Annotated in this window: 23 protein-coding genes and 3 pseudogenes; 17 read left to right on the top strand and 9 right to left on the bottom strand. The window is 59.1% G+C overall.

Annotated features, from left to right (window positions below; all coding sequences use genetic code 11):
* Nucleotides 1–15: 15 nt before the first annotated feature.
* Nucleotides 16–465, bottom strand: a pseudogene (locus tag RG540_RS27370) (transposase); the annotation flags it as partial.
* On the opposite strand from RG540_RS27370, the pseudogene RG540_RS27365 reads away from it, so the two are divergent.
* The 8 genes and pseudogenes from RG540_RS27365 to RG540_RS27330 form a co-directional block, all read left to right on the top strand.
* Nucleotides 442–756 (top strand): annotated as a pseudogene (locus RG540_RS27365) (antitoxin Xre/MbcA/ParS-like domain-containing protein); the annotation flags it as partial. The pseudogenes RG540_RS27370 and RG540_RS27365 sit on opposite strands and share 24 nt — an antisense overlap.
* 8 nt (nt 757–764) lie before the next feature.
* Complete coding sequence (locus tag RG540_RS27360; protein WP_041365205.1) at nt 765–1,307, top strand: RES family NAD+ phosphorylase; 543 nt, start codon at nt 765–767, stop codon at nt 1,305–1,307.
* Nucleotides 1,308–1,392: 85 nt separating this feature from the next.
* The gene (locus RG540_RS27355; protein ID WP_041365203.1) at nt 1,393–2,835 is read left to right on the top strand and encodes an ATPase domain-containing protein; all 1,443 of its coding nucleotides are present in this window, start codon (nt 1,393–1,395) and stop codon (nt 2,833–2,835) included.
* Nucleotides 2,832–3,890, top strand: coding sequence for a sensor histidine kinase (locus tag RG540_RS27350; protein WP_041365201.1), 1,059 nt, complete (start codon nt 2,832–2,834; stop codon nt 3,888–3,890). The genes RG540_RS27355 and RG540_RS27350 overlap by 4 nt, the downstream gene beginning before the upstream one ends.
* 238 nt (nt 3,891–4,128) lie before the next feature.
* A complete protein-coding gene (locus RG540_RS27345) occupies nt 4,129–4,338 on the top strand; it encodes a cold-shock protein (protein ID WP_041366448.1) in 210 nt (69 codons plus the stop codon).
* A 133-nt stretch (nt 4,339–4,471) separates the two neighbouring features.
* Complete coding sequence (locus tag RG540_RS33300) at nt 4,472–4,696, top strand: hypothetical protein (protein WP_041365199.1); 225 nt, start codon at nt 4,472–4,474, stop codon at nt 4,694–4,696.
* Nucleotides 4,697–4,725: 29 nt separating this feature from the next.
* Nucleotides 4,726–5,055, top strand: a complete 330-nt coding sequence (locus RG540_RS27335; RefSeq protein ID WP_407668929.1) for a hypothetical protein — start codon at nt 4,726–4,728, stop codon at nt 5,053–5,055.
* 99 nt (nt 5,056–5,154) lie between these two features.
* On the top strand, nt 5,155–5,430 hold the full coding sequence (locus RG540_RS27330) for a hypothetical protein (RefSeq protein ID WP_041365197.1): 276 nt from the start codon (nt 5,155–5,157) through the stop codon (nt 5,428–5,430).
* On the opposite strand, the gene RG540_RS31910 is transcribed toward RG540_RS27330, so the two are convergent.
* Nucleotides 5,411–5,764 carry a PAS domain-containing protein gene (locus RG540_RS31910; protein ID WP_080725091.1) on the bottom strand — a complete coding sequence of 118 codons (354 nt, stop codon included), beginning with the start codon at nt 5,762–5,764 and terminating at the stop codon, nt 5,411–5,413. The two genes, RG540_RS27330 and RG540_RS31910, sit on opposite strands and share 20 nt — an antisense overlap.
* A gap of 195 nt (nt 5,765–5,959) precedes the next feature.
* On the opposite strand from RG540_RS31910, the gene RG540_RS27320 reads away from it, so the two are divergent.
* Both RG540_RS27320 and RG540_RS27315 read left to right on the top strand, forming a co-directional pair.
* Nucleotides 5,960–6,214, top strand: a complete 255-nt coding sequence (locus RG540_RS27320; protein WP_041365193.1) for a type II toxin-antitoxin system Phd/YefM family antitoxin — start codon at nt 5,960–5,962, stop codon at nt 6,212–6,214.
* The gene (locus RG540_RS27315; RefSeq protein WP_041365191.1) at nt 6,214–6,639 is read left to right on the top strand and encodes a type II toxin-antitoxin system VapC family toxin; all 426 of its coding nucleotides are present in this window, start codon (nt 6,214–6,216) and stop codon (nt 6,637–6,639) included. Before RG540_RS27320 ends, RG540_RS27315 begins: the two co-directional genes overlap by 1 nt.
* Nucleotides 6,640–6,986: 347 nt before the next feature.
* On the opposite strand, the pseudogene RG540_RS27310 reads toward RG540_RS27315, so the two are convergent.
* The 3 genes and pseudogenes from RG540_RS27310 to RG540_RS27300 all read right to left on the bottom strand — a co-directional run.
* Nucleotides 6,987–7,519, bottom strand: a pseudogene (locus RG540_RS27310) (IS6 family transposase); the annotation flags it as partial.
* Nucleotides 7,520–7,602: 83 nt separating this feature from the next.
* Nucleotides 7,603–7,899: an ROK family protein gene (locus RG540_RS27305; protein WP_041365189.1), complete on the bottom strand. Its 297-nt coding sequence runs from the start codon at nt 7,897–7,899 to the stop codon at nt 7,603–7,605.
* A gap of 110 nt (nt 7,900–8,009) precedes the next feature.
* A complete protein-coding gene (locus RG540_RS27300) occupies nt 8,010–9,128 on the bottom strand; it encodes a LacI family DNA-binding transcriptional regulator (RefSeq protein ID WP_046601848.1) in 1,119 nt (372 codons plus the stop codon).
* Between the two features lie 167 nt (nt 9,129–9,295).
* Between RG540_RS27300 and RG540_RS27295 the strand changes: the two genes are divergently transcribed.
* From RG540_RS27295 to RG540_RS27275, 5 genes are all read left to right on the top strand, one after another.
* Complete coding sequence (locus tag RG540_RS27295) at nt 9,296–10,444, top strand: NAD(P)/FAD-dependent oxidoreductase (protein ID WP_244446713.1); 1,149 nt, start codon at nt 9,296–9,298, stop codon at nt 10,442–10,444.
* Nucleotides 10,445–10,470: 26 nt separating this feature from the next.
* Entirely contained in the window at nt 10,471–11,241 is a 771-nt protein-coding gene (locus RG540_RS27290) for an amino acid ABC transporter ATP-binding protein (RefSeq protein ID WP_041365185.1), read from the top strand.
* A gap of 96 nt (nt 11,242–11,337) precedes the next feature.
* Nucleotides 11,338–12,183: a transporter substrate-binding domain-containing protein gene (locus RG540_RS27285; RefSeq protein ID WP_080725090.1), complete on the top strand. Its 846-nt coding sequence runs from the start codon at nt 11,338–11,340 to the stop codon at nt 12,181–12,183.
* Between the two features lie 61 nt (nt 12,184–12,244).
* Nucleotides 12,245–12,913, top strand: a complete 669-nt coding sequence (locus RG540_RS27280; RefSeq protein WP_041365183.1) for an amino acid ABC transporter permease — start codon at nt 12,245–12,247, stop codon at nt 12,911–12,913.
* A gap of 3 nt (nt 12,914–12,916) precedes the next feature.
* Nucleotides 12,917–13,639: an amino acid ABC transporter permease gene (locus RG540_RS27275; RefSeq protein ID WP_041365181.1), complete on the top strand. Its 723-nt coding sequence runs from the start codon at nt 12,917–12,919 to the stop codon at nt 13,637–13,639.
* Between the two features lie 102 nt (nt 13,640–13,741).
* On the opposite strand, the gene RG540_RS27270 is transcribed toward RG540_RS27275, so the two are convergent.
* The 4 genes from RG540_RS27270 to RG540_RS27255 all read right to left on the bottom strand — a co-directional run bounded on the left by RG540_RS27270 (nt 13,742) and on the right by RG540_RS27255 (nt 17,987).
* On the bottom strand, nt 13,742–14,566 hold the full coding sequence (locus tag RG540_RS27270) for a MipA/OmpV family protein (protein WP_244446784.1): 825 nt from the start codon (nt 14,564–14,566) through the stop codon (nt 13,742–13,744).
* A gap of 422 nt (nt 14,567–14,988) precedes the next feature.
* On the bottom strand, nt 14,989–15,876 hold the full coding sequence (locus tag RG540_RS27265) for a DUF3313 domain-containing protein (protein ID WP_041365179.1): 888 nt from the start codon (nt 15,874–15,876) through the stop codon (nt 14,989–14,991).
* Between the two features lie 108 nt (nt 15,877–15,984).
* Nucleotides 15,985–17,316, bottom strand: coding sequence for a sensor histidine kinase (locus RG540_RS27260; protein WP_407668984.1), 1,332 nt, complete (start codon nt 17,314–17,316; stop codon nt 15,985–15,987).
* A complete protein-coding gene (locus tag RG540_RS27255; RefSeq protein WP_041365174.1) occupies nt 17,316–17,987 on the bottom strand; it encodes a response regulator transcription factor in 672 nt (223 codons plus the stop codon). Before RG540_RS27255 ends, RG540_RS27260 begins: the two co-directional genes overlap by 1 nt.
* Before the next feature lie 183 nt (nt 17,988–18,170).
* Between RG540_RS27255 and RG540_RS27250 the strand changes: the two genes are divergently transcribed.
* Complete coding sequence (locus RG540_RS27250) at nt 18,171–19,328, top strand: efflux RND transporter periplasmic adaptor subunit (RefSeq protein ID WP_041365172.1); 1,158 nt, start codon at nt 18,171–18,173, stop codon at nt 19,326–19,328.
* A gap of 1 nt (nt 19,329) precedes the next feature.
* The gene (locus RG540_RS27245) at nt 19,330–22,470 is read left to right on the top strand and encodes an efflux RND transporter permease subunit (RefSeq protein ID WP_046601843.1); all 3,141 of its coding nucleotides are present in this window, start codon (nt 19,330–19,332) and stop codon (nt 22,468–22,470) included.
* Nucleotides 22,471–22,579 lie beyond the last annotated feature (109 nt).

The raw sequence follows: 22,579 nt of genomic DNA, 5'->3' as shown, positions 1-22,579 counted from the left end.
TTAGAACGTCTGCCCTCAGCAGACCGCTCCGCTTGGATCTCGGAAATCTTGATTGCGCGCGAGCATTGCCCAGACGATCCGCGACAGCTTGTTTGCCATCGCGATCGCCACCAGAATGCGCGGCTTTCGGCCCAGCATATTCGAGAGCCAAGAACCCGGTCTTCCACCACCTCGGCCCTTCCAATGCACAAAAGGCATCGCGCCTATAATCAGAAGTCTTCTGATATCTCGTTAGCCCATCTTCGAGGTACGGCCGAGCTTTTGCTTGCCTCCGCTCGAATGCTGGCGGGGGACAAGGCCAAGCCAGGCTGCAAAATCACGACCACTCCGAAATTCCGCCATGGACGGCGCGAAGGCAGTGATTGCCATCGCGCAGATCGGCCCGATGCCTGGCACTTTCTGCAGCCGTTGAACGATATCGCTTTGTTTTGCTTCCCCGGCGGTCCGGTCGCTGGTCCGGGCGATATCGAGAGGAAGTTCGGCACGAAGAGATCGACATTGCATGACTGGCACAAGCGCGGAGCCGTCATCGGTCTGCTCAAGGGCGAACGAAAGCATGTCTTTCCTCTGGCTCAGTTTGTGGATGGCCGGCCGGTCGAGGGCATGCCTCAGGTCACCAAAATCACTCGCAATCCGCGTGTGGCGTGGCAATGGCTGATCCAGCCAAAACCGAGTATCGGCGGGAGGCCGATCGACAATCTCAAGATGGGCAATCTCGACGAAGTTCTGGATGCAGCCGAGCGCGATTTTGGTTGAGCTGAACCGTGAAACTTGATACCCAAACGGTTCGGGAGCTCGCCATTGCATTTCGCCCGGAATCTTATCTCAGCATCACGCCTATAGCGCACATGTCGACTCCGCTGGGCATGGGTTTTGGTCAATCGCGGTTCTCAATTTCCAACCAGATGTTCCGATTGCTTTATGCCGCATGTGATCTCGCGACCGCCATCGCAGAGACGATCTTACGCGACCGCTTCGAGGGGACCCAGGAGCGTGTGCTGGATGAGAGCGAAGTCAACGATTGGGTGGTTGTCGAGGTGACAGCCACCGATCCTCTCATTCTTGTCGATCTGCGCATGACGGGCCTCCTCAGGTTGGGGGTCAGCACGGACGCGGCCCGAGCCAAGGAACATCGGGAAGGACAGAGACTAGGCGAGAGGATCTACGGATCCTATGCCGTTGATGGACTCCTCTATTCCTCGCGCCTCACAGCGGCAGATTGTGTGGCAGTCTACGATCCGGCTGTCGAGTTGGTTCGTCAAGTCGACCTGATGGCCGCGGCTGCTCGCGCTGTTGATGTTTTGTGAAACACAAATATAAAAGAAATGCGTCTCTTCCCCGGACGATGCGCGCCCGGTTCAACATGCGCAATGCATCTAGCGGAAGACGAATATGGCCAAGCGAAACAAGTCCTCAACCGTCAGCACCGGGATTGCCGGACTCGACGAGATCCTCCGCGGGGGACTTCCAACATCCAATCTATACATGTTGCAGGGGGCGCCAGGATCGGGCAAGACCACGGCCGCGCTGCAATTCCTGCGGGCCGGCGTGGAGGCGGGCGAAAGCTGCATCTACGTAACGCTTTCGCAGACGGCCGCGGAACTCGAAGCCATTGCCGTTTCCCATGGCTGGACGCTGGACGGAATCCGCGTCGAGGAGCTGTCCACCTCCGGCACGGTCAACGAGGCCGACGACCAGAGCATTTTCCTGACGGCGGATCTTCGGCTGGACGAAACCAGGAAAGCCATAGAAGCCGCGGTCGAGAAACATAAGCCTCGCCGTCTCGTCTATGACTCACTGCTTGAGATCCGCTTGATTACCGGTGACTCCCCGCGTTTCCGTCGCGAATTGATCGGCTTCAAGTCTTTCCTCGCGAAACAAGACGTCGTGGCGCTGTTGCTGGACACGCAGACAGCGGGCAACGATCGTAGTGGTGAAGAGGTCGAGGGTCTGGCCCACGGTGTTATCCGGTTCGACAAGTCGCTGGAGGAGTATGGCGGTGTGCGTCGCCGACTTGAGGTCTCGAAGATGCGTAGCGTGCCTGTGGCTGACGGCTACCACGATATGGCCATACGTGAAGGTGAGGGCGTTGTCGTCTTTCCTCGTATTATGCCGAGCACAGCGCCAGAAATCGCCAAACCACAGCTGATCAAGTCCGGCGTGGCCGAACTCGACGAGATGTTCGGTGGTGGTCAGGAGGCCGGAACGACGACATTAGTAATTGGCCAATCGGGCACCGGCAAATCAACGATGTCATCGCTTTACGCCACTGCCGCACTGGAACGAGGCGAGAACGTCGCCCTGTTTCTGTTCGAGGAGCGCTTGGAGACGTTCTTCCGCCGCTCTGAGGGCTTGGGCATGGAGCTCCGGCAATTCCACAAAGACGGCAAGCTGGTTCTGCGAGATTTCAACCCAAACGAAATCTCGCCCGGTGAATTCGGTCAGATCGTTCAGGAGGCGGTCACGCAGAACAAGTCGCGGGTGGTTGTAATCGACAGTTTGACAGGTTACCTTAGCTCCCTGCCGCATCGGGACAAGGCCGTTCGGGATATCCAGTCGCTCTTGAAATATCTCGCCCGATCGGGCGTCCTCACCATGCTGATCGTAGCCCAGCACGGCCTGCTTGGCCAAAACGTAGGGATTGATGTCGATGTCAGCTTTCTCGGCGACACGGTACTTCTGCTTCGGATCATGGAGCACGAAGGGCGCCTGCGCCGAAACATCACGGTCGTAAAAAAGCGTCATGGTCCGCACGACCTTAACGTCCGCGAGCTGCTGATCGAGAGCGGAAGCGTCAGTGTCGTGGCCTACAATCCCCTTCCTGATCCGAAATGAACGCCATTCCGACCGAAAGCGAACTGGACTGGGTTCTCATCCTCGCTCCCCTTCGCAAGGACGCCGAGTATATAGCTGCCTCGCTCCGTGAGCAGGAGGTCGAGGTCAAAGGTGTTAAGGCCGACGGCAATCTGGTCCAGCATCTGGCCTTGTCTCCTGGGATCATCGTCGTAACGCACGAGGCGCTCACGTCTGAGGTTGTCGCGACAATCGCCGAGCATCTCGCGGAGCAGCCCGATTGGTCCGAAGTACCGATTTTTATCTTGTTGGAGCGCACCGCAGCGGTTGCAAGGATACGCAACCAGCTGCGAGCTTCCTGGCCGGATGCTCGCTTGCTGTTCTACACGCGCCCGATTGCGGCTTTGGAATTCTTGAACGCAATCCAGTCGAATATGCTGGTGCGACTGCGCCAACGCCAGGTTCGGGATTCCATCGAACGAGAGCGGGAGCTGCGTCTGGAGCTTAATCACCGCGTAAAGAACATCCTCGCGAGCGTCGCCTCAATCTTCCATATGACGAGGCGCGGTGCGGCATCTGTCGACGAGTTAACCAGCGATTTTACAACTCGCCTTCAAGCGCTTTCCAACGTCCACACGGCCGTCTTCGAGGCCGGCGGAGAAGAAGTCTCGCTCTCGGCAGTCGTGGACCTGACCGTTGCTCCCTACAACAGCGATGGCATGAGCCGCATCAACGTCCGCGGCCCGGGGATCATTGTCAATCGGGACGCTGGAACCACAATAGCGCTCTGTTTGCACGAGCTCATCACCAACGCCATCAAATATGGTGCTCTATCACAGCCCGGTGGCGAGGTCGAAATCGTCTGGACCATTTCTGAAGGGGATAGTCCTGAACTATACTTGAATTGGGCAGAAGCGGGAGGTCCGCCGGTCCGTGAACCGACGCGGAAAGGTTATGGCACCAGATATGTGCGCTCGGCGTTCGGGTCTCTGTTTGGATCGGTTCCCGACATCGCCTTCGCTCCGGACGGTTTTCGGTGCAGCGTGAGGGGGCCGCTGTTGCGCCTCGCACCGCAACAACAAGGCGACCCCGACTAGCTTTCAAGCTCGCATTCGGGACAATCCGTGATAGTATAATAGTGCTTTCTGAAAACTATTCGTTGACGCGCCAGGTGGAATGCCATACGGAAGTGGTCATCGATATTTGCTTGCTGAGCTTTGGTTACCGCGCGATTGGCACCGCGCTCTGAACGAACTTTCCTTTCAAAAATCGCTAATCATCATCGTATCGCTCATGGCGCTGCGATTCTTCAATGTCGCTATGAAAGGGTTCGTCATGACCACCGGCACAGTTAAATGGTTCAATTCCACCAAGGGCTTCGGCTTCATTCAGCCTGACAACGGCGGCGCCGATGCGTTCGTTCACATCTCGGCCGTGGAGCGCGCCGGAATGCGCGAGCTCGTCGAAGGCCAGAAGATCGGGTTCGAAATGGAGCGTGACAACAAGTCGGGCAAGATGTCTGCATGCAACCTCCAGTCCGCTTAATTCGGTATCTGCTTTCCCTTTGACCACGGATGTACTGGCACTGCCGGGAAGCACGTTATCAATTCAAGGCCAGGCATTTTGCCTGGCCTTTTTGTTTTCCGCTCGTCCGTCGAGCCTCTTGATCGGAACCACCATGACAGAGACATGCAGCAAGTCCCGCCAACAGGCTGAAATTGCCTTCAGCAACACTCAAGCGCAATTCTTCGCGAAGGATAAGGCTGTCGAAGAACTCCTATCCCTCGCCCAGTCCCGTGAGGCGAAAACATTACGGCTTCGTGAGGCGCGCCTTACCAAGGAACTGGACGATCGCGCCTCGGCAACGTCCGCTCTTCTCGCGAGACGCGCCAGCGCGAGATGATCACCGCCACCACATGCTGAGGATAAAATTTGAAGAACCTTGAAAACAACGAGCTTGTTGACCGACGCGCCGCAGCGGTGGATGCCAGAAATGCTCTCCTCAACGCCTATCGGGCGGCACAGACTGCAGACGAACCAGCAAAAATTGCAACCTTGGAAGACCGTGCGGCCATCGCGTCTGCCCGGGACGACGCCTCGAACGCGAGCGCTGAAGATCGAGCACCTGCGGACGCCGCAGCGCTTACCGAAACTGAAGCGCTTGAGATTATTAAAATGCTCGCATCGCGAAGCCCATCAATGACTAAGCGGAGCGAAAGGCCGAACGCGATCGGCGCCAAGCGCAAGGCAAGACACGCCTAAATCCGATCTCGGCCCACGATCATCGGGCCCGGCCGTGGCGACAACCCGACGGCGAGGTGACTCGTCACACCAAGGTTAACCCCAATCATAGGAGCCTTCATGGCACCGGATAAGAATGAGCTTCAGGCAATCAACACATCTTGGCAGATCGCAATCCAGGAAATCTTGCGGATGGTCATCCGTGACATGTATCACGCCGGCGGCGAAGCCGCGTTCAATACGCATATCAAACGGATCGAGGAAGCAGCGGTCGACAGCATCCACTCCGACCTCAGGCTGCGCGGCACCGATGAATGGACGGAGGTCCTCGTCAAGGAACGGGCGTGCAATTTCGTAACCACCCTACTGACATCGTTCACGTATGATCGTGCCTGAGATTGACCCTATAAGCCGGATCTTGATCTCCTTGCGATACTGGTGTCACGCACGCCTCAAATTGAGTGGCGCCAGCGCCGGCCAAACGGCGAATGTGAGCAATGTGAGTAGCGCGATGGTGTTCCGGCATAAACCCGCCGATGTGCTGGTTGAGCGCTGCGGCGGCCGGGAGGCCGAATATGCGCTCGGCGGCCGGGTTGAACATGCTGATCCGCAGCTGGTCGTCGATGGTGATGATCCCATCCATCGCCGAGGCAACGATACCCTCAAGTCGCAGCACGGTTTCTGCGGAGGTTTTCTTGCGAGGTTTTTGCTGGCGCGGGCGAGATTCCATTAAGGCACATCTCCGAATCAATCACCAAAGCATCTTGCACTGTCGCACATTCCCGCAGGTAAGGTTGTAAAAAATCTTGCATTCCCGTTGTCCGTGAAGAAATTTCAAACGATTTCATCGAATAATGCGCCGCTTGCAATTCCGGCTCATGCGAACTAAATGTGGTTACGTAACCACGAATGCTGGAGGCTTGCCATGACCGTCACCACGCTTTCAGGCCGAGAGCTCAATCAGGACCTTGGCCGCGCAAAGCGCGCCGCCAAGGATGGGCCTGTCATCATCACCGACAGGGGACGGCCTGCTCATGTCCTCTTGTCGTTCGACGAATACAAGCGGCTTACCAGCAAGATGCGGACGCTCGGTGACTTGCTCGCTGCGCCGGGGGTGGAAGACGTTGACTTGCCGCTCCCTGAGCGCACGGAACATGCTCAGCCGGTTGATCTGTCCTGATGCTGTTGCTCGATACCAATGTCGTGTCCGAGCTGCGTAAGGTTGCGGGTGGCAAGGCACATCCTAATGTCGCCCTCTGGAACGAAACCGTCGATCCCGCCGAGACCTTCATTTCGTCTGTCGTCCTGCACGAGCTGGAGATTGGCGTCCGGTTGGTGGAGCACAATGATCCCGCCGCCGGGAAGGGGCTGCGCATTTGGCTGGAGAATACCGTTCTCACTGCGTTTTCCGGCCGCATCCTGCCTTTGGACGAGGCGGCGGCCGTTCAGGCGGCCCAATTTCATGTGCCCAATCCCAAGCCGATCAACGACGCCTACATTGCGGCAACGGCCTTCACCCGACGTATGTCACTGGTTACGCGCAATATCAAAGATTTCGAGAATATGGGAGTGGCACTCGTGAATCCATGGGATCTCCCGACATAGCATTCTTAAAGATCCCACATCGCTCGCTCGCGTGATGCGCGTAGCGAGTTGGAAACGACCACCTGGCTCCCCGGGTATGTCTCCAAGATCGTTCGCTCTGTTCCGGCCATCCGCTCGTTGAATCGATCGCGCGCTATGCCGAGGGGACGGAGCCGCCTTCACCGTCTCCGACGATCCCGATCCCGATCGCTTTTCCGTCGGGTTGCTTCGCACCCGGCATGAGGCCTGTTCCGGGGCGTTTCCCTTTGTTCGCCCCATGACATCGTCGCCCCAGGCCGGTCAATCGGGCCCTGAAGCCGGCTCATCGTCCGCGCCAGTCCGCAAGTGGACCCGTGAAGACACCCCGCCTTCCGCGCAATTGGCGGGTGGTGACTTCCTTCATCAAGACGGCCCTTGTGCGACCGATGCTCGACGCCTGGCATGATCTCCCACTTCGCCGCACCGTAGGATCGAAGCTTGTCCGTGATCAACACACGCGGCGAACGGCCTTGCCTTCCAGAAGCTTTCGCATCAAGCGCTTTGCCGCCTTGGCATTGCGACGGCTTTGCACCCACACGTTGAGAAAAAACCCGTCCTGATCAACGGTGCGCCAAAGCCAGTGTTTCTTTCCACCGATGGTGATGAGAACCTCATCGAGGTGCCATTTGTCGCTGAGCCCGCCGGCTGATCGCTTCCGAATATCATTGGCAAAGTGTCTGCCCGAATTTCTCAGCCCAAAGTCGCACGGTCTGATGAGAGGCGATGACGCCACGAGCTGCCAGCATATTCTCGACCATCCGCAGGTTGAGCGGAAACCGCAATAGTGCCAATCGGCATGGGCACTCACCTCCGCCGGAAATCGGTGGCAACGATAAAGAGGATCACGGGGAAATCTGGTCATGCCGCCAGATCTCACATTTTGCTCGATGCCCGGTCGACGTCACGGTACCTGGAACATTGGATATAGAGGAAACGTCCCTACCCTCAATAGAACGCGGGGCGGAAGGGAATGATCGCCGCCCCCATGACCGAGGCATCCGTTTCGATTTCCGAAATGATCAGCTTTGGACAGGGGCGATGAACACCGTATCGCGGGCGGTCGTAGATGTGGGTGCGGTCGATAAACATCTTCGCAAGTTCCGAGGGAACCTGGCCAGCGAACACTATGGCCTGCGGGTCGACAACGGCACGGATGGCATTGATTAGGCGATTATAGGCCGGCGTCACATCCTGCACCCATTCGGCGAGGCCCGGCCAACCGCAGTCGAAATGCTCGCGCATCTAGTGGATCGAGGGAACGTCGATGCCGTTGCGGTTGAGCCGCTCGATCAGGTGCGGCGCCAGCCGTCAGCTTGCAGCGCTGAAATGAACGGCAATGACGGCGACGTGCATCAACCGATTTTCGCGGCATCGTCCTGGAGAACCGCGCCGCTATCCTCATGCGCGGGCGGAGCCCCTATCGATTGTCGCTTGATGAGTGTGGTTGCAAGCACCCGGCAGCGCGGCGTATCGCCCATACCGGTAATCCGCCGAACAAGGATCTGCGCGCTTTCAAATCCCAGCTCGTAGACCGGCTGGGCGATAACCGTAATCGGTGGGCTGGTCACGCTTGTCCAGTCGGCATCGTGGAAGGCGACAAGCGACAAATCGCCGGGGATGGACATTCCCAGCCTGCGAAGGGTTTTGAACACTTCAAGCGCCACCACGGTATCAGACGCTAGTATGGCAGTCGGCCTGTCGGCGCCCTGAAGCAATTCGGCAATGATCTTGTCACCCATACCGCGGCGATGGGCACCGAGCCGGATATAACGTTCAGGATGCTCGATGCCGGCCAAACGGCTTGCCGCAACAACGCCCTCTATTCTCTCCATCACCGTGCTCAGATTGATCTGGTGCGGTCCCCGGTAGATCGGGTCGTCCGATTCCGTGGCAGAGATGTAGGCGATACGGCGATGGCCGGCCTCGATCAGGGCTCGGGTAGCGGCCTCGGCTGCATGCCGGTCGTCCGTGACGACGGCATCGACCGCAAGATCCGGGATAGTCCGGTCCAGAAGGACGAGGGGTCGACCGGATCGCAGGACCTCGTGCAGGTGCTGGGTCTCGAATACCGAAGCTGGAGTAACGATCAATCCGTCCACCCGCTTACCCATCAGCACGCGTACGGCCGCCTTTTCCTTGGCGGCATCCTCGCCGGAATTGGACAGGATGACATCGAATCCGGCGGCGTGCGCCGCATCGCTGATCCCGCGCACGGCCTGACCGAAATACGGGTTTTCGATATCGCCGACGACGACGCCGATCGTCTTCGACTTTCCAGTCGTCATACTGCGCGCAAGCTCGTTGGCCTGATAACCGAGCCTCTTTGCGGCTTCGCGAACCTTCTCCTTCACGACAGGGCTTGCCGTGCCGTAGCTGCCCAGAACACGTGCGGCCGTCGCCTTGGACACACCCGCGCTCTGTGCAACGTCCGAGATGGTTACCAGCCGCTTTGACGCCGTTCTCTTCATCATGGGTCCGTGACATAGGCTGAGAAAAAAATGGCGTCAAGAAAATCACACCATTGACATGTGAGACCGGTCTCAAATACGGTTGATACCGGTCTCATTGGGAAATACGGGCGCTTTTCCGCCTTGGATGGACAAAGCCCTACGACAATCAAAGACGAAGGAACATGCATTTGACAGCCCCATCCTCAAGCAAGCGGGTCGCCGTCATCGGTGGCGGAATTTTTGGTGTTTCCTCGGCGGTTCATCTGGCCCGGCTGGGCGTGCACGTCACTCTTGTCACGGAAGGGGCGCTCGCCAGCGGCGCGTCCGGTCGGTCCCTCGCATGGCTCAATTCGGCACGTTTCCGCTCCGCCGAATATCACCGTCTTCGGGTTATCGGCATCGATCGCTACCGGACGCTGGCAAGCCGCAATGAAGGAGCTGCCTGGCTTCGCTTCGGCGGTGGCCTGACATGGGATGCGGACGACGCGTCGAACCGGATTGCGGAAGCCTACGCTCACGAACAGGCGATGGGTTATGACTGCCAGCTTCTTGACGCAGCAGACGTGGCGAAGGTCACGCCCGGCATCAATGCGGCCGCGATTTCGCGTCAGGGCGCGATTTTCAATCCGGGTGAGGGCTGGGTGGATCTACCTTCCCTGATCGACATCTTGGTGCAGGAATTCAAAACCCTCGGCGGCCAGGTGGTAACCCATGCCGGCAAAGCCATCGTCAATATCAAAGCCGGACGTGTAGCCGGGGTCTCGACCGCAAACGGCACGCATATAGAGGCGGATGTGGTTCTCGTCGCCACCGGTGCGGCCGTGCCTGAGATGGCAAAACAGGCAGGCCATATCATTGCCGATGACACGCCGATCGCGCTTCTTGTCAAATCGAAGCCTTTCAGGCCCGCAGTCCGCGCGGTTCTCAATACACCGAACGTGGCGCTGCGCCCCACGCCGGACGGCGCGGTCGTCTGCGATTCCGCATGGTCGGAGGAAGAACTCAATCGTGGCTCCGATGGGACTTACGCGGTGAAGGATGAGACGCTTCGTCGCCTTCTTTCGGAAGCCTCGAACGTGCTCGAAGGCAACCCCGCGCTGGAATTGGAAAGCTATCATTGCGGACCGAAGCCCGTGCCGGGCGACGGGGAATCGGTGATCGGCCCGCTCGAGGACATCCCGGGCTATTTTGTCGCCTTCAGCCATAGCGGCGCGACACTGGGGCTGATTACCGGTGAGCTCATCGCCCGCGAAATCGTGACCGGTGAGATGAGTTCTCTGCTTGCAAATTTCCGGCCGGCCCGTTTCGCGCAGAAAAGTCAGGCTTTGGCCTCGTAAGCCGAGCGTTCGGGAGGAGATCGTAGATGACGGCGAAGGAGAAGACTTCGGAGATGACCGATCCGGAAATTGCCGTCGAATTGTCCGGCGTCGACAAATGGTTTTCCATCCTCCAGGTGTTGCATGACGTCAACCTCACCGTCAGGCGTGGCGAAAAAGTGGTGGTTTGCGGTCCCTCGGGTTCTGGCAAGTCCACCATGATCCGCTGCATCAACTATCTGGAAAGGCACCAGAAGGGCCGTATCATCGTCAACGGGACGGAGCTGACCGACAATAGGAAGATCATCGACCGCGTCCGGCAGGATGTCGGCATGGTGTTTCAGAACTTCAATCTCTATCCGCATCTTACCGTGCTCGAGAACTGCACGCTGGCTCCCCGCTGGGTAAAGGGCGTTGGGAGAAAGGATGCTGAGGCTGTGGCGCGCGCCTATCTGGAACGGGTGCGAATTCCCGACAAAGCCGATTTTTATCCAAGCCAGCTGTCGGGCGGACAACAGCAGCGCGCGGCGATCGCCCGATCGCTCTGCATGAACCCGAAGATCATGCTGTTCGATGAACCGACCTCGGCACTCGATCCGGAACTCGTGCGCGAGGTGCTGGACACGATGGCGCAGCTGGCGAGCGACGGCATGACCATGGTGTGCGTCACGCATGAAATGGGTTTCGCGCGGCAGGTGGCGGACAGGGTCGTTTTCATGGATGCGGGACGGATCGTCGAAACCGCGCCTCCGGAGGAGTTCTTCAGCAATCCACGGGAAAGCCGGACTAAGGCGTTTCTCAACCAGATACTGCACTAGCAGGTTATTTCTGCAGCCGGCGCGGTTTGCGGCAAAAAGCATACGGACGGGAAAACGTTCGGTGGACAAAACAATGATACAAAGGGAACAACAGCCATGTACATATCCATCAGCATGCTTCGCCGTTCGGCCATAGCGCTCGGCACCCTTGCCGCCTTCGTGGTTCCGGCGCTGTCCGCCTCGGCTCAGGCCCTGCCGAAGGCGATCAAGGACGCCGGCGTGGTCCGGATCGGCGTCAAATGCGATTCTCCTCCATTTGGAGCATCCGGCACCGACGGCAAGCCGGCCGGCATCGAGATCGAAATGGCAAAGCAGATCGGCATTGCCGCCTTCGGGGCCGCCGAAAAGGCGGAACTGAGCTGCGTGGCGACGGACGCCCGCATTCCTTCCCTGACCAGTGGGAAGATCGACCTGATCATTGCCACGCTCGGCAAGACTCCGTCTCGCGAACAGGTGATCGATTACTCCGATATTTACTACTGGGGCAGCAGCCGGGTGATCGTGCCGAAGGACAGCAAGGTTCAGAAGCTGGCCGACCTCGACGGCAAGTCGATGCTCATCATCAAGGGCGGGTCGCAGCTGAAGTGGCTGAAGGAACGCATTCCGAGCCTGGAATTCGTCCAACTCAACACCAATGCCGACAATCTGCAGGCCCTGCAGCAGGGTCGTGCCGACGGATATGTGGGCGATGCGATCACCATCGCGACGCTTGCGGCCAACTATCCTGAATTCCGCACGCTGGAAGAGCCCGTCGATCTCGGCTTCAATGGCGTCGGCGTCCGCAAGGGGGAAGACGAGCTCAAGGCTTTCGTCAATGGCGTCCTCAAGAAACTGAAGAACGAGAAATTTTACTCGAAGACGGTGCCGACCTTCGTCAAGGATCCGATTGTCGCGGCGGAAATGGTAAAATCCTTCGAAACGGATCCGCCAGCCGCAAAGTGAACGACCTGGTCCTGACGGTTCGACCGTCAGGACCCCATGTTCACCGGTATTTTCGAGCAGGATGACGGCCATGGATTTTGCTTATATTCTCGAGGCCCTGCCGGATCTGATGACCGGCCTCAAAATGACGCTGATCGTCAGCTTTCTCGCAATATTCCTGTCTTGCCTTATCGGCCTGTTAGGCGCGGTTTTGCGGACAAGCGGGGTCAAACCGCTGCAATATGCTGTCACGGCCTATGTCGAATTCATCCGAGGCACGCCTTACCTCGTGCAGATCTTCTTCATATTCTATGGCCTTCCGAGCCTGGGGATGCGGTTCAGCATCTTCTGGTCCGGAGTCATTGCGCTGACGGCCTGGGCAAGTGCCTTTCAGATCGAAAATTTCCGGGCCGGTCTCGCGGCTGTCGGCAGAGGAATGCATGATGCGTCGGCGTCGCTCGGTCTCAAACGATGGCAACATTCGGTGTTTGTCATCCTGCCTCTGGCAACCCGCGCCGCTCTGCCGTCGGCTATGAATACGATCGTGGCTACGGTGAAGAATTCCGCATACCTGCAGGCGATCGGCCTGGTGGAGCTGACTTTTGTCGCTGTCGACCGGATCGCCTACGATTTCCGGGCGATCGAGATGTTCGCTTCGATTTGCGTGATTTATCTGCTCTGCGTCTTCACCATCTCTGGCCTCGGCTACATGGTCGAACGGCGTCTCAGCCGACCTTTCGGCGGGAGGTAGACGATGCTGCTTCTGGAATTCCAGTCCTTCCTGTTGGACGGTCTCTTGAATACCCTGTTTCTCTCGGCGGTCATGATCGCAGGCGGCACGTTTTTCGCGGTGATCTTCGCAGCCGGTCTTTCCGCCCAATCGGCATGGTTGAGACGACCTGTCTACGGTCTCGTCGAATGCCTTCGCGACATTCCGCTGATGGTCACGGTGCTGATGGTCTATTTCGTGCTGCCGCATGCGGGGCTGTCGTTCAATCCGTTCTGGTCGAGCGCACTCAGCGTGTCGGTCTGGGGCGGGGCGAACGGCGCGCATATTATTCGTGCCGGCCTGCTGTCCGTACCGAGCGGCCAGCGGGAAGCGGCGCTGTCATCCGGCCTGCGCGGCTGGAAAGGACTGTTTCTGGTCATCCTCCCGCAGGCGATGCCGGTCATTCTGCCCCCTTACGTCAGCCTTATCACCAGCCTCACCCAGGCGAGTTCTCTCGGTGCGGTCCTCGGTGTCAACGAACTGCTGCGCTCGGCGCAGATCCTGATCGAGCAGACGACCATCGCGCGTGGAGGAAGCCCGGCCTATCTGGTCTATGGTTCCATTCTGATCGTGTATTTCGCTCTCTGCTGGTCGATATCTGCCTTGGGCGCGAAGCTCGAGCGGCATTTCGCGAAACCATACCTGCGGGCGAACGGCAAGACTCAGCCAGCGGCGCCTACGGTTGCCCTGCAAGCCACCATGACCTGAGCTGCAGTCCGAACGATATCGAGCGGGCCGGTTCGCCCTCGCTCACGAAATTGCCGCAAAAGGGCGGCAGCCGTCACAGCTGCCGCACGATTTTACTCGCTTTTAGAACTTGTATCCGACTGCCAGCATTGCAAAGGGTTGAACGTCGTCCTTGACGATCGGGCTGTCCTTGGCATCCCCGAGCAGGAAGCCGGCCCCGCCGGCGCCCGTGACGCTCCAGTTCTCGGTCATCATGTAGGTGATCGAGCCCTTGAGATCGACGCGCTTGATCCCCGCCTTCGCTTCGTATTCCGCCAGGCCGGACCGAGCTGACTGGATCGACGTCACCCCGAAATACGACTCCATGTGCTTGTCGTCGGCCCATGTGCCGGACACATCGGCGGAGAAGATGAACCGTTCGTAGCGATGGGAAACTTTCGCGCCGAAAGTGCCGGTCAGTCCCTCGCTGCCGCCTATGGTCCTGTCCAACTTGGCGTAGACCCCGAATGGACCGACGTCATAGCTGACGATCCCTCCGATGACGCCGCCCATGTCGATGTCGCCCAGGCCGCGCAGATAGTCCGAGTCGTCCTCCTTGCGCCCCATCTCGACGCCACCGGTAACACCTAACCTGAAACCGTTTGTTTCGAAAAGATCGACAGTGAGGCCACTGGTATCGAGGTGCACGCGCTCCCCAAATTGGGCGGAGATAAGCGGAAACGGCTGCACCTCGAATTCATCGGATCCTTCGTATTCGGGCATATAGATTGCTCCGACGCCGATCGTCACCTTCCAGTCATGCAGTTTGCCGCGAATGCCGCCGTAGCGTCCGTTATCGAACTGCTGGGGAGGGGCAATCGCCACGTCCGTTGCTTCAAGGTCGGCAGCAAACGCCGGGACCGAGAAGAGTGCCGAGGCTGCGGCCAATGCCGCGATCGAGATTTTTATCGTCCACCTTCGCTGAATGATGTCGGAAGCCCCACCTCTTAAGACCGTATTGCGGTGCCGGTCTTCCGGATGATGTTGATCGTGCTGGCTCACCAAATTAACTCCTGATTATAAAAGCTAAAGAAACCGGGGTATGGTTTCGGGGAGAAGTTGCGGTTGAAGAATTGCCGCAGCATTACAAGTCGAGATGAAAATCAGCCGGCAATGTCGGTGCGCCAAGGCCAAGCGATAGCCACTAATCCTGCTGTGAATGCCGGCGAGCAGCGGACGAACGGAGCAAGGCTTTGGGGGTGCTGGCCATTGCTCCGTCCGTCCATGCCGCCTTACGGAGCCCGCCGGTCGCTGGAGGGCTCGACCGCCGTTCCTCCGTAAAAAGTGCAACGGCTTCGCTGACGCGCATGCCGGGCCACTTGGATGATATGTCAGTGTGTAATGACCGGTCTCGGCTTCTTGTCGGTCCATTCCGGCGGCGCGCCATACTTGGCCGCCACGACTCCCACCAATCCAGGCGCTCGCCCGAAGGCATCACACGCCGGATATTTCGGTTTTCCGCCGAGCCAGGACCGCATCCTTTGCCCTGAAGGAAGGGAGATGTTCAATCCTTTCGGCTCCTTGCCGGAAATGAGCATTCGCGAAAAATCGGACGCGAACTTTGAGGCGAGGCCGTATGCGTCCCCGACTTCTGAAACGCGGGGCTTGTCCTGGATCGAATTTGCGCCGCGGGCCCACACCATCGCCGCGCTCTGAATGCCGCCGCCATCGACAGCCTCCGCTTCGACGGCCAATCCTCCGAGGCCGAGGGGCAAGCGTGGCACGCTAACGGGCAGGACAAAGCCGGTGCCAACGGTTACGGCGGTTGCCACCCCGGCCATCGCCTTATTCGTCGGGACAATATCGGTGACGACGGATCGGATCGTCAAATCCGCCGTTTGGCCAGCCGGGACGATCTGGTATTTGTCGCTGAGCGCGACGCAGAGCGCCCGGTCCAGAACGTTCGACACCAGCGAGCGGTCGGCTTCCGATTTGATGCGGGAGGCAGCGCTGAAGGAGAACGTCGTCGGCACGATGCTGACGGTCTTCACCGTGGCCATATGTCCACCATCAATGTAGAGACGTTTCTTGGCCAGCGTTCCTTTCGGTGCGCCAAGATTGCCGTAGGAGGTCAGGGTGCCTCCTTCCTTCAGAGGTACCGAAGCGCATCCGCTTACCGCAAGGGTCAGAGACAAAGCGAGACCCAGAGATCTGAAAGCGAGAATTCGTGAAGGGCCGACACATCGGGGAAACGATTGAATGGATGGATTGCTGCGCACGCTTTCTGGCCTCCGTCACGGATGTTCTGGGATGACAGTGGGGGCCAAGGATTGCCGCAACATTACAAGGCTTTTGGATAGCGGCGGGCGCCGTCGGCAGGCAGTCTGTCAGAGATCGATAGCGATCTGCGTTCCGGTCGAGCCGCTTTGGAGACTGACTTGTCCCCGATGGTTTGCGACGATCTGTTTCACCAGGCTCAAACCAAGCCCTGCGCCCTTGCTTTTGGGGGTAACGCGGTAGAAGGGCTCGAAAACCAGCTCCTGATGTTCGGCCGGTATGCCTGACCCTTCGTCGGCCACGGTGATCCGCCCGCCGGCCGAGATCGAAACGGTGATCATTCCCCTATCGCCGCCGTGGTCGATCGCATTGCGGACCAGATTGCTGACCGCTCTTGGCAGAGCGGAAGGGCTGCCGCGCCGCTCAACGCTTTCCACCTCGCTTTGAAAAGAGATCTGGTAACCGGCAGCGATCGCCTGAGGCGCCAGGTCGGCAACCACCGTCCGTGCGATCTCGACGAGATCGACCGCTTCATGGAGATCGGTCGCCTGGTCGTTGCGCTCAAAGTCGAGCAGCTGTTCGGCCGTCTCGGCCAAACGCGCAACGTCGTTCAGCAATCGCCTGCGTTCTTGACCTTCGGGCATCCCGTCGATTCGGGTCTGCATGATGGCGATCGGTGTTCTGAGCTCATGCGCCGCGTCGATCAGGAAGCGCTGGCGTTTCTTCAATTCATTCTCGAGCCGCTCCAGCGTACCGTTGAACGCAATCACCAGCGGAGCAACTTCTTTGGGAATACCCTCCACCGGCAGGCGTGCTCCATGCTGGCGGGGTTGGATCTGCGATGCTTTGTCAGCGACATCGCTCACCCGTGCAAGCGCACGCCGCACAATTCGGGGAACCGCAAGGAAGATCGCAGGCAAGGCGACAACGAGTAAAGGAACATAGATCGGGTAGGTGCCGGCCAGAAGGGCGAGAACGGGCCAACCTTTGTCAGCGAAGCCGCCAAACAGAATTCGGACCTCCCCTATGGCAGTCTGCACGTTTTCGACCGATGCAATTTCATTTGTACCGACGGACCCTCGTATATCTGCGTCCTCGAACAGGTGCACCAGATGGGCGAGTTCAGCATAGGACGCGGGGACGGTGCCATAGGATACCGAAGCACCGTCTGTCGTGGCCGCAACAAACCAAAGCCCGCTGTTCTGTGTTTTGAGCAACCTCAGTTCCGGTATATCGCGCAATTGAAATTGTCCTTGCGCATCGCGTTCCGCCGCCCCCGCCAACGCGGCGGTGATCTTGTCCTCCACGGCAACGTTCGGAGAGAGGATCATGGCACCATAGATGGAAAGCCCGATGATGACTGCGGTAACCACCGCGATGATAACCAGGCTGAGTTGCCAACTCAGCTTCCACCAAAGGGAAGGGGTAGACCTGCGGCGCATCATTCTTCCCTCAGGAGATACCCGACGCCGCGGATATTGTGGACCGCGACGCCGGCACCGGCATCCAGCAGTCGTTTGCGCAATCTTGAAATATGCGCATCGAGCGCGTTCGACTGGATTTCTTCTTCGTAATTGTAGACTGCGGCCTCCAGGGTTGATCGAAGGACAGTTTTGTCTTTCCGCTTGGCCAGCGCCACTAGGACGAGAAGTTCGCGCCGGGGCAGGTCGAGCGGAATCGATTCGACGGTCACGCTCAAATGCAGGGGATCGATCACCATCCGGCCCACCGTGATTTGAAGTTCCGTCAGACTTGGCGGTCGTCGCAAAACCGCCCGCAATCGCGCCATCAACTCGTCCACAAGAAACGGCTTGCCCAGATAATCGTCCGCGCCGACATCCAGCCCTTCGACACGCTCCAACGGCTCATTGCGCGCCGTCAGCACAATGACCGGCGTGTCGGTGCCTGTCCGCCTCAACATCGGAATGAAGGTCAGCCCTTCGCCATCAGGCAACCGCCGATCGAGAAGGATTGCATCGTAGGTATTCTGGCGCGTCAATTCGAAAGCGTCCGCAAGACGCGTGGTGTGATCGGTGACAATGCCGTGTTTGCTCAGCGCCGCTGAAAGAGCGTCAGCCAGCTCTCTCTCGTCCTCTATCAATAGAAGTCTCATCGTCCCTTGGCTCTCCTGTCCCGTTCTTTTCCGCCGCGAAGATTGCGGCAGCATTACGGGGACAAAGGAACCATCAGGTAATGTTGCTGCAATTCTCAAAGCCTAGCAACCGGAACCATCCAGTCGCGAAAACGCGAGGCGCCGCCCGCAGGCGGCCGTGCTTTAGATCCAAGGAATGTCGCTATGGCTTTGAAATGGACGATCAGATTGACCAAGGCAGGGATGCTTCTGGGAGGGGTCTACCTCGCTGTCGTGTTTATCGATCCCGCACGCGGAACGGTCGATGCGAATGAACGGGTGAAAGAGGTTGTCGCGGCGGTGGCGGCGAACCAACTCGACAAACCGCTGGAACTGGCTCCTTCGGAAATTGCTGATATCCGGCCCATGTCGATGGTGGAACGGCTGCGTGTCAGCGGAGACCTCGAGCCGATCAATCGTGCCGTCCTGCATGCCAAGGATGGAGGCCGGATCATCGAGGTTCGCGCCGTCGCGGGACAGGCGGTCAAGGCGGGGGACGTGCTGGCTCGTTTCGAGACGGACGATCTCCAGTCATTCCTCAAGCAGCGTGAAGGGGATCGCGATGTCGCAGCGGCGGAGATGCTGCTTGCCATGCAGTCGCTCAACAGGATCGAACAACTCGCGGAAAAGAACATCGCGAGCCAGGAGCAGCTCGACAAGGCACGAAGCGACGTTGCCGCCTCGACTGCCAGACAGAAAAGCCTTTCAGCCCAGGCGGATATCGCACGCACCGCTTTGCGGGAGGCCGAAGTTCTGGCGCCGTTCGACGGGGTCGTCGCAAGCCGGGCGATCAATCAGGGCTCTCGTGTCGGCGCTGGCGCCGAACTTTTCACGATCGTTGATACGAGCATTCTGGAAGCAAAAGTCCTGGTCTCCACGCGCGATGTGCACCGCGTTGCGATCGCCCAACGGGCAGAGTTGCACATCGACGGGCTTGACGGGCAAACCGTTGTCGGAAGCGTGGATCGTATCAGTCCCGTCGCCGATCAAGGCACGCGCTTCATTCCGGTCTATGTCCGGCTCTCCAATGGGGGCGCCCGCCTGCGGGGCGGATCGTTCGCGACGGGCACGATCCTGGTCCGGCAAAATGAAGACGCGATCGTGATACCGGCTATCTCGCTGCGCAAGGACGAGGCGGGAGAGTATGTCCTCAAGCTGAAAAAAGGCCACCTCGTCCGCCAGCCCGTGACTGTCGGATCGGGATCAGGCGGGAGTGACGGCCTGGAGATTTCCGAGGGCCTGGCTTACGGCGACACGATCGTGACCGTACCGCTGCCTGAGTTGCGACCGGACGTCACCGTCACGATCCCGAAGGCGGGCTGACATGTTTCTGACCCGCATTTCGATCGGTCATCCCGTCTTCGCCACCATGATGATGGTGGTGCTACTTGTGCTTGGCGCGTTTTCCTACCAGCGCCTCGGCGTCGACCAGTTTCCGAATGTCGACGTCCCGGTTGTCGTGGTCACGACGACCTATCCAGGTGCGACGCCCGAAACCATCGAGACGGAGGTGACCAGGCCCGTCGAGGAGGCGCTCAATACGATCAGCGGCCTCGATGAAATCACGTCGACCTCCTACGAAGGACGGTCGGTCATAATCGCCCAGTTCAAGCTGGAGGTGGAGAGCACGACGGCAGCGCAGGACGTCCGCGACAAGATAGCAGCCCTCGAAGCAGACCTTCCGGAGGAAGCCGACAAACCTGTGGTGGCGCGGTTCAATCCATCGGACGAACCGATACTTTCGATGGCGATCAGTTCGCCCTCTCTCGGAATGCCCGAACTCACAACGATCGCCGACCAGCGCGTGTTGCGCCAACTGACGACGATAGCCGGGGTCGGGCAGGCGACGCTGATCGGCGGGCAGAAACGGCAGGTCGATATCAGCATCGATGAGACGCGGCTGCGCGCATTGGGGATCGGCGTTGACGAAGTCATCAAGGCCCTCCGGGCTGCCAATCAGAACAAGCCTGCCGGAAGCGTGATCAGTGGTCTGACGGACCGCACTATTCAGGTGCAGGGGCGGATTGCGGAACCGAAGGATCTCCTGGATATGATCGTCGCTCGCCGCGGCGGTGGAGCTGTCTATCTCCGCGATGTTGCCACCGTAAAGGATGGCGCCGCGGATCCGGAAAGTCGTGCGATCTATAACGGCGAATCAGCGCTCGCCGTCGCCATCGTCAAGGTCCGGGATGCCAATACCGTGCAGGTGGTGAGCGATGTACGCAAGCGGCTCGATCAGCTGAACGCCGAACTCAGCGCCCAAAACATGCGGCTTCAAATCATCACGGACGCCTCGACCCTCATTCAGGAGTCGCTCGGCCAGGTGCAATCGACATTGATCGAGGGAGCGGCATTGGCGGTCGCCATCGTTTTCCTGTTCCTCAACTCATGGCGAAGCACGGTGATCACGGGGCTGACGCTTCCAATCGCCATGATTGGCACGCTGGCTGTCATCGATTTTCTCGGCTTCACGCTCAACATGCTCAGCCTGCTGGCATTGACGCTCTCGATCGGCATTCTTGTCGATGATGCGATCGTGGTGCGCGAGAACATCATGCGTCATCTTCACATGGGCAAATCGCATCTCAAGGCGGCTCTCGATGGCACCAGCGAAATCGGGCTCGCCGTGACGGCGACGACCGCCACGATCGTCGCGGTCTTCCTGCCTGTCGCGTTCATGGAAGGCATGATTGGGCGCTTTTTCTACGAGTTCGGGGTCACAGTTTCCGCTGCCGTGCTGATCTCGCTGTTCGTCGCCTTCACCCTCGACCCGATGCTTTCCAGCGTCTGGCATGATCCCGACGCCGAGCCCGGCGCAAGGCGCGGACCGGTCGGACGGCTGATCGCGCGCTTCGATGCCGGGTTCGAAAGGCTCGCCGATCGCTATCGGCAGATCATCCGCTGGACCCTGCGACATCGTTTCATCACGCTCGCACTAACTGGCGGCATCCTCGTCGGCAGCATTTTGATGGTTCCTCTGGTGGGTGTCGAATTCGTTCCCAATGCGGACGAAGGTCGATTCCAGATCAACGTGACGACGCCGGCAGGTTCTTCATTGGATTACACGCGCGCCAAGGTGGGGCAGATCGAGAACGCGCTGCATGAGTTTCCGGAAGTTGCTTCGGTCTACTCGACGATCAACACCGGCAGCACCATGGGCAAACATAAAGCCGCTATTCTCGTCAGCCTCGTGCCGCTGGAGCAACGCAAACGGACGCCTGCCGCCATCGCGGGCCCCATCCGGGAACGCCTTTCCGTCATACCGGGAATCAAGATCGCCATCATCCAGGAGGGCCTGGGCGGAGGCGCTAGTCCGATCCAACTGAGCATCCTCGGTGACGATCAGCGGGTGCTGGAGAAGATCGCGGCGGATCTGATCACAGGCATGCGCGGGATGCCCGGCATGGTGGACATCAATTCAAGCGCTGGCGAGGAAAATTCCATCCTTTCCGTTCGGCTCAAGCGTGAGCAGGCGAGTGATTTGGGCATCGGTATCTCCGAGTTGGCCGGAATGCTCTCGCCGCTGATCGGCGGCGAAGACGTTTCCATCTGGACCGATACGCGCGGACAGACCTACGACGTTGTCGTCCGGCTTCCCCGCGACCAGCGCTCCAACACCGCCGCTCTCGGGGAGTTGATGATCAAAGTCCCAGGCGATGACGCAAGCGGTAGCCCGCGCATGGTCCGGCTGGATCAGGTCGCGGACATTGCAGTCGTCCCGGCGGCCTCCGAAATCCGTCGTCTCGACATGTCCAGAGAGATCCTGATCTCGGCGGATATATCTGGCCGAGCGGCGGGGGATGTCACAGCCGAACTGGAAGCCATGGTAGCCAAGCAAGATCTTCCGGCGGGCTACCGCATAAAATTCGGTGGCGATTCCGAGGACATTGAGAAAGCGACAGGCGGCATGTTCAAGGCGCTGACGATGGCGGTGATCTTCATCTATGTCGTGTTGGCGTCCCAGTTTGGAAGCTTCACCCAGCCGATCGCGATCATGGCGGCACTTCCCCTGTCGCTGGTCGGCGTGCTTATTGGCCTCATGATCGCGGGAAGTACCATCAACATGTTCTCGATGATCGGCTTCATCATGCTGATGGGGCTCGTTACCAAGAACGGCATCCTGTTGGTCGATTTTGCCAATCGGGAGCGCCGGCAGGGTTTGGCCCTCAGCGAGGCGCTGGTCAATGCAGGCGCGGTACGGTTCCGGCCGATCATCATGACATCGCTCGCGATGATCGCTGGCATGATCCCGCTCGCGATGGCGGCCGGCGGCGGTGGCGCGCAACGGGCCCCGATGGCGCATGCCGTCATCGGCGGCCTTGTCAGCTCTACCCTGCTGACCTTGATCGTCGTGCCTGTCATCCTCTCCTACATCGACAGTCTGGCGCACTGGATTGGGGGGAGGGTGCGGACGCATTCGACCAGCGAAAACGAACTTCAATCGCCGAAATCTGCAAAGCAATGACCCGTAAAACCCTTCTCCGCCTGTTCGGCAGGTTTCTCTTCTCCGCCATCATGATGGCGGCCCTTTTTGGAGGGCCGCTTGTACTCCTGGTTCTTGTCTCCAGGCGGTT

The sequence above is a fragment of the Neorhizobium galegae bv. orientalis str. HAMBI 540 genome (assembly GCF_000731315.1).
Taxonomy (GTDB): domain Bacteria; phylum Pseudomonadota; class Alphaproteobacteria; order Rhizobiales; family Rhizobiaceae; genus Neorhizobium; species Neorhizobium galegae.
Note: the sequence above shows the minus strand (reverse complement) of the source record. Positions and strands in the feature narration are given on the sequence as shown.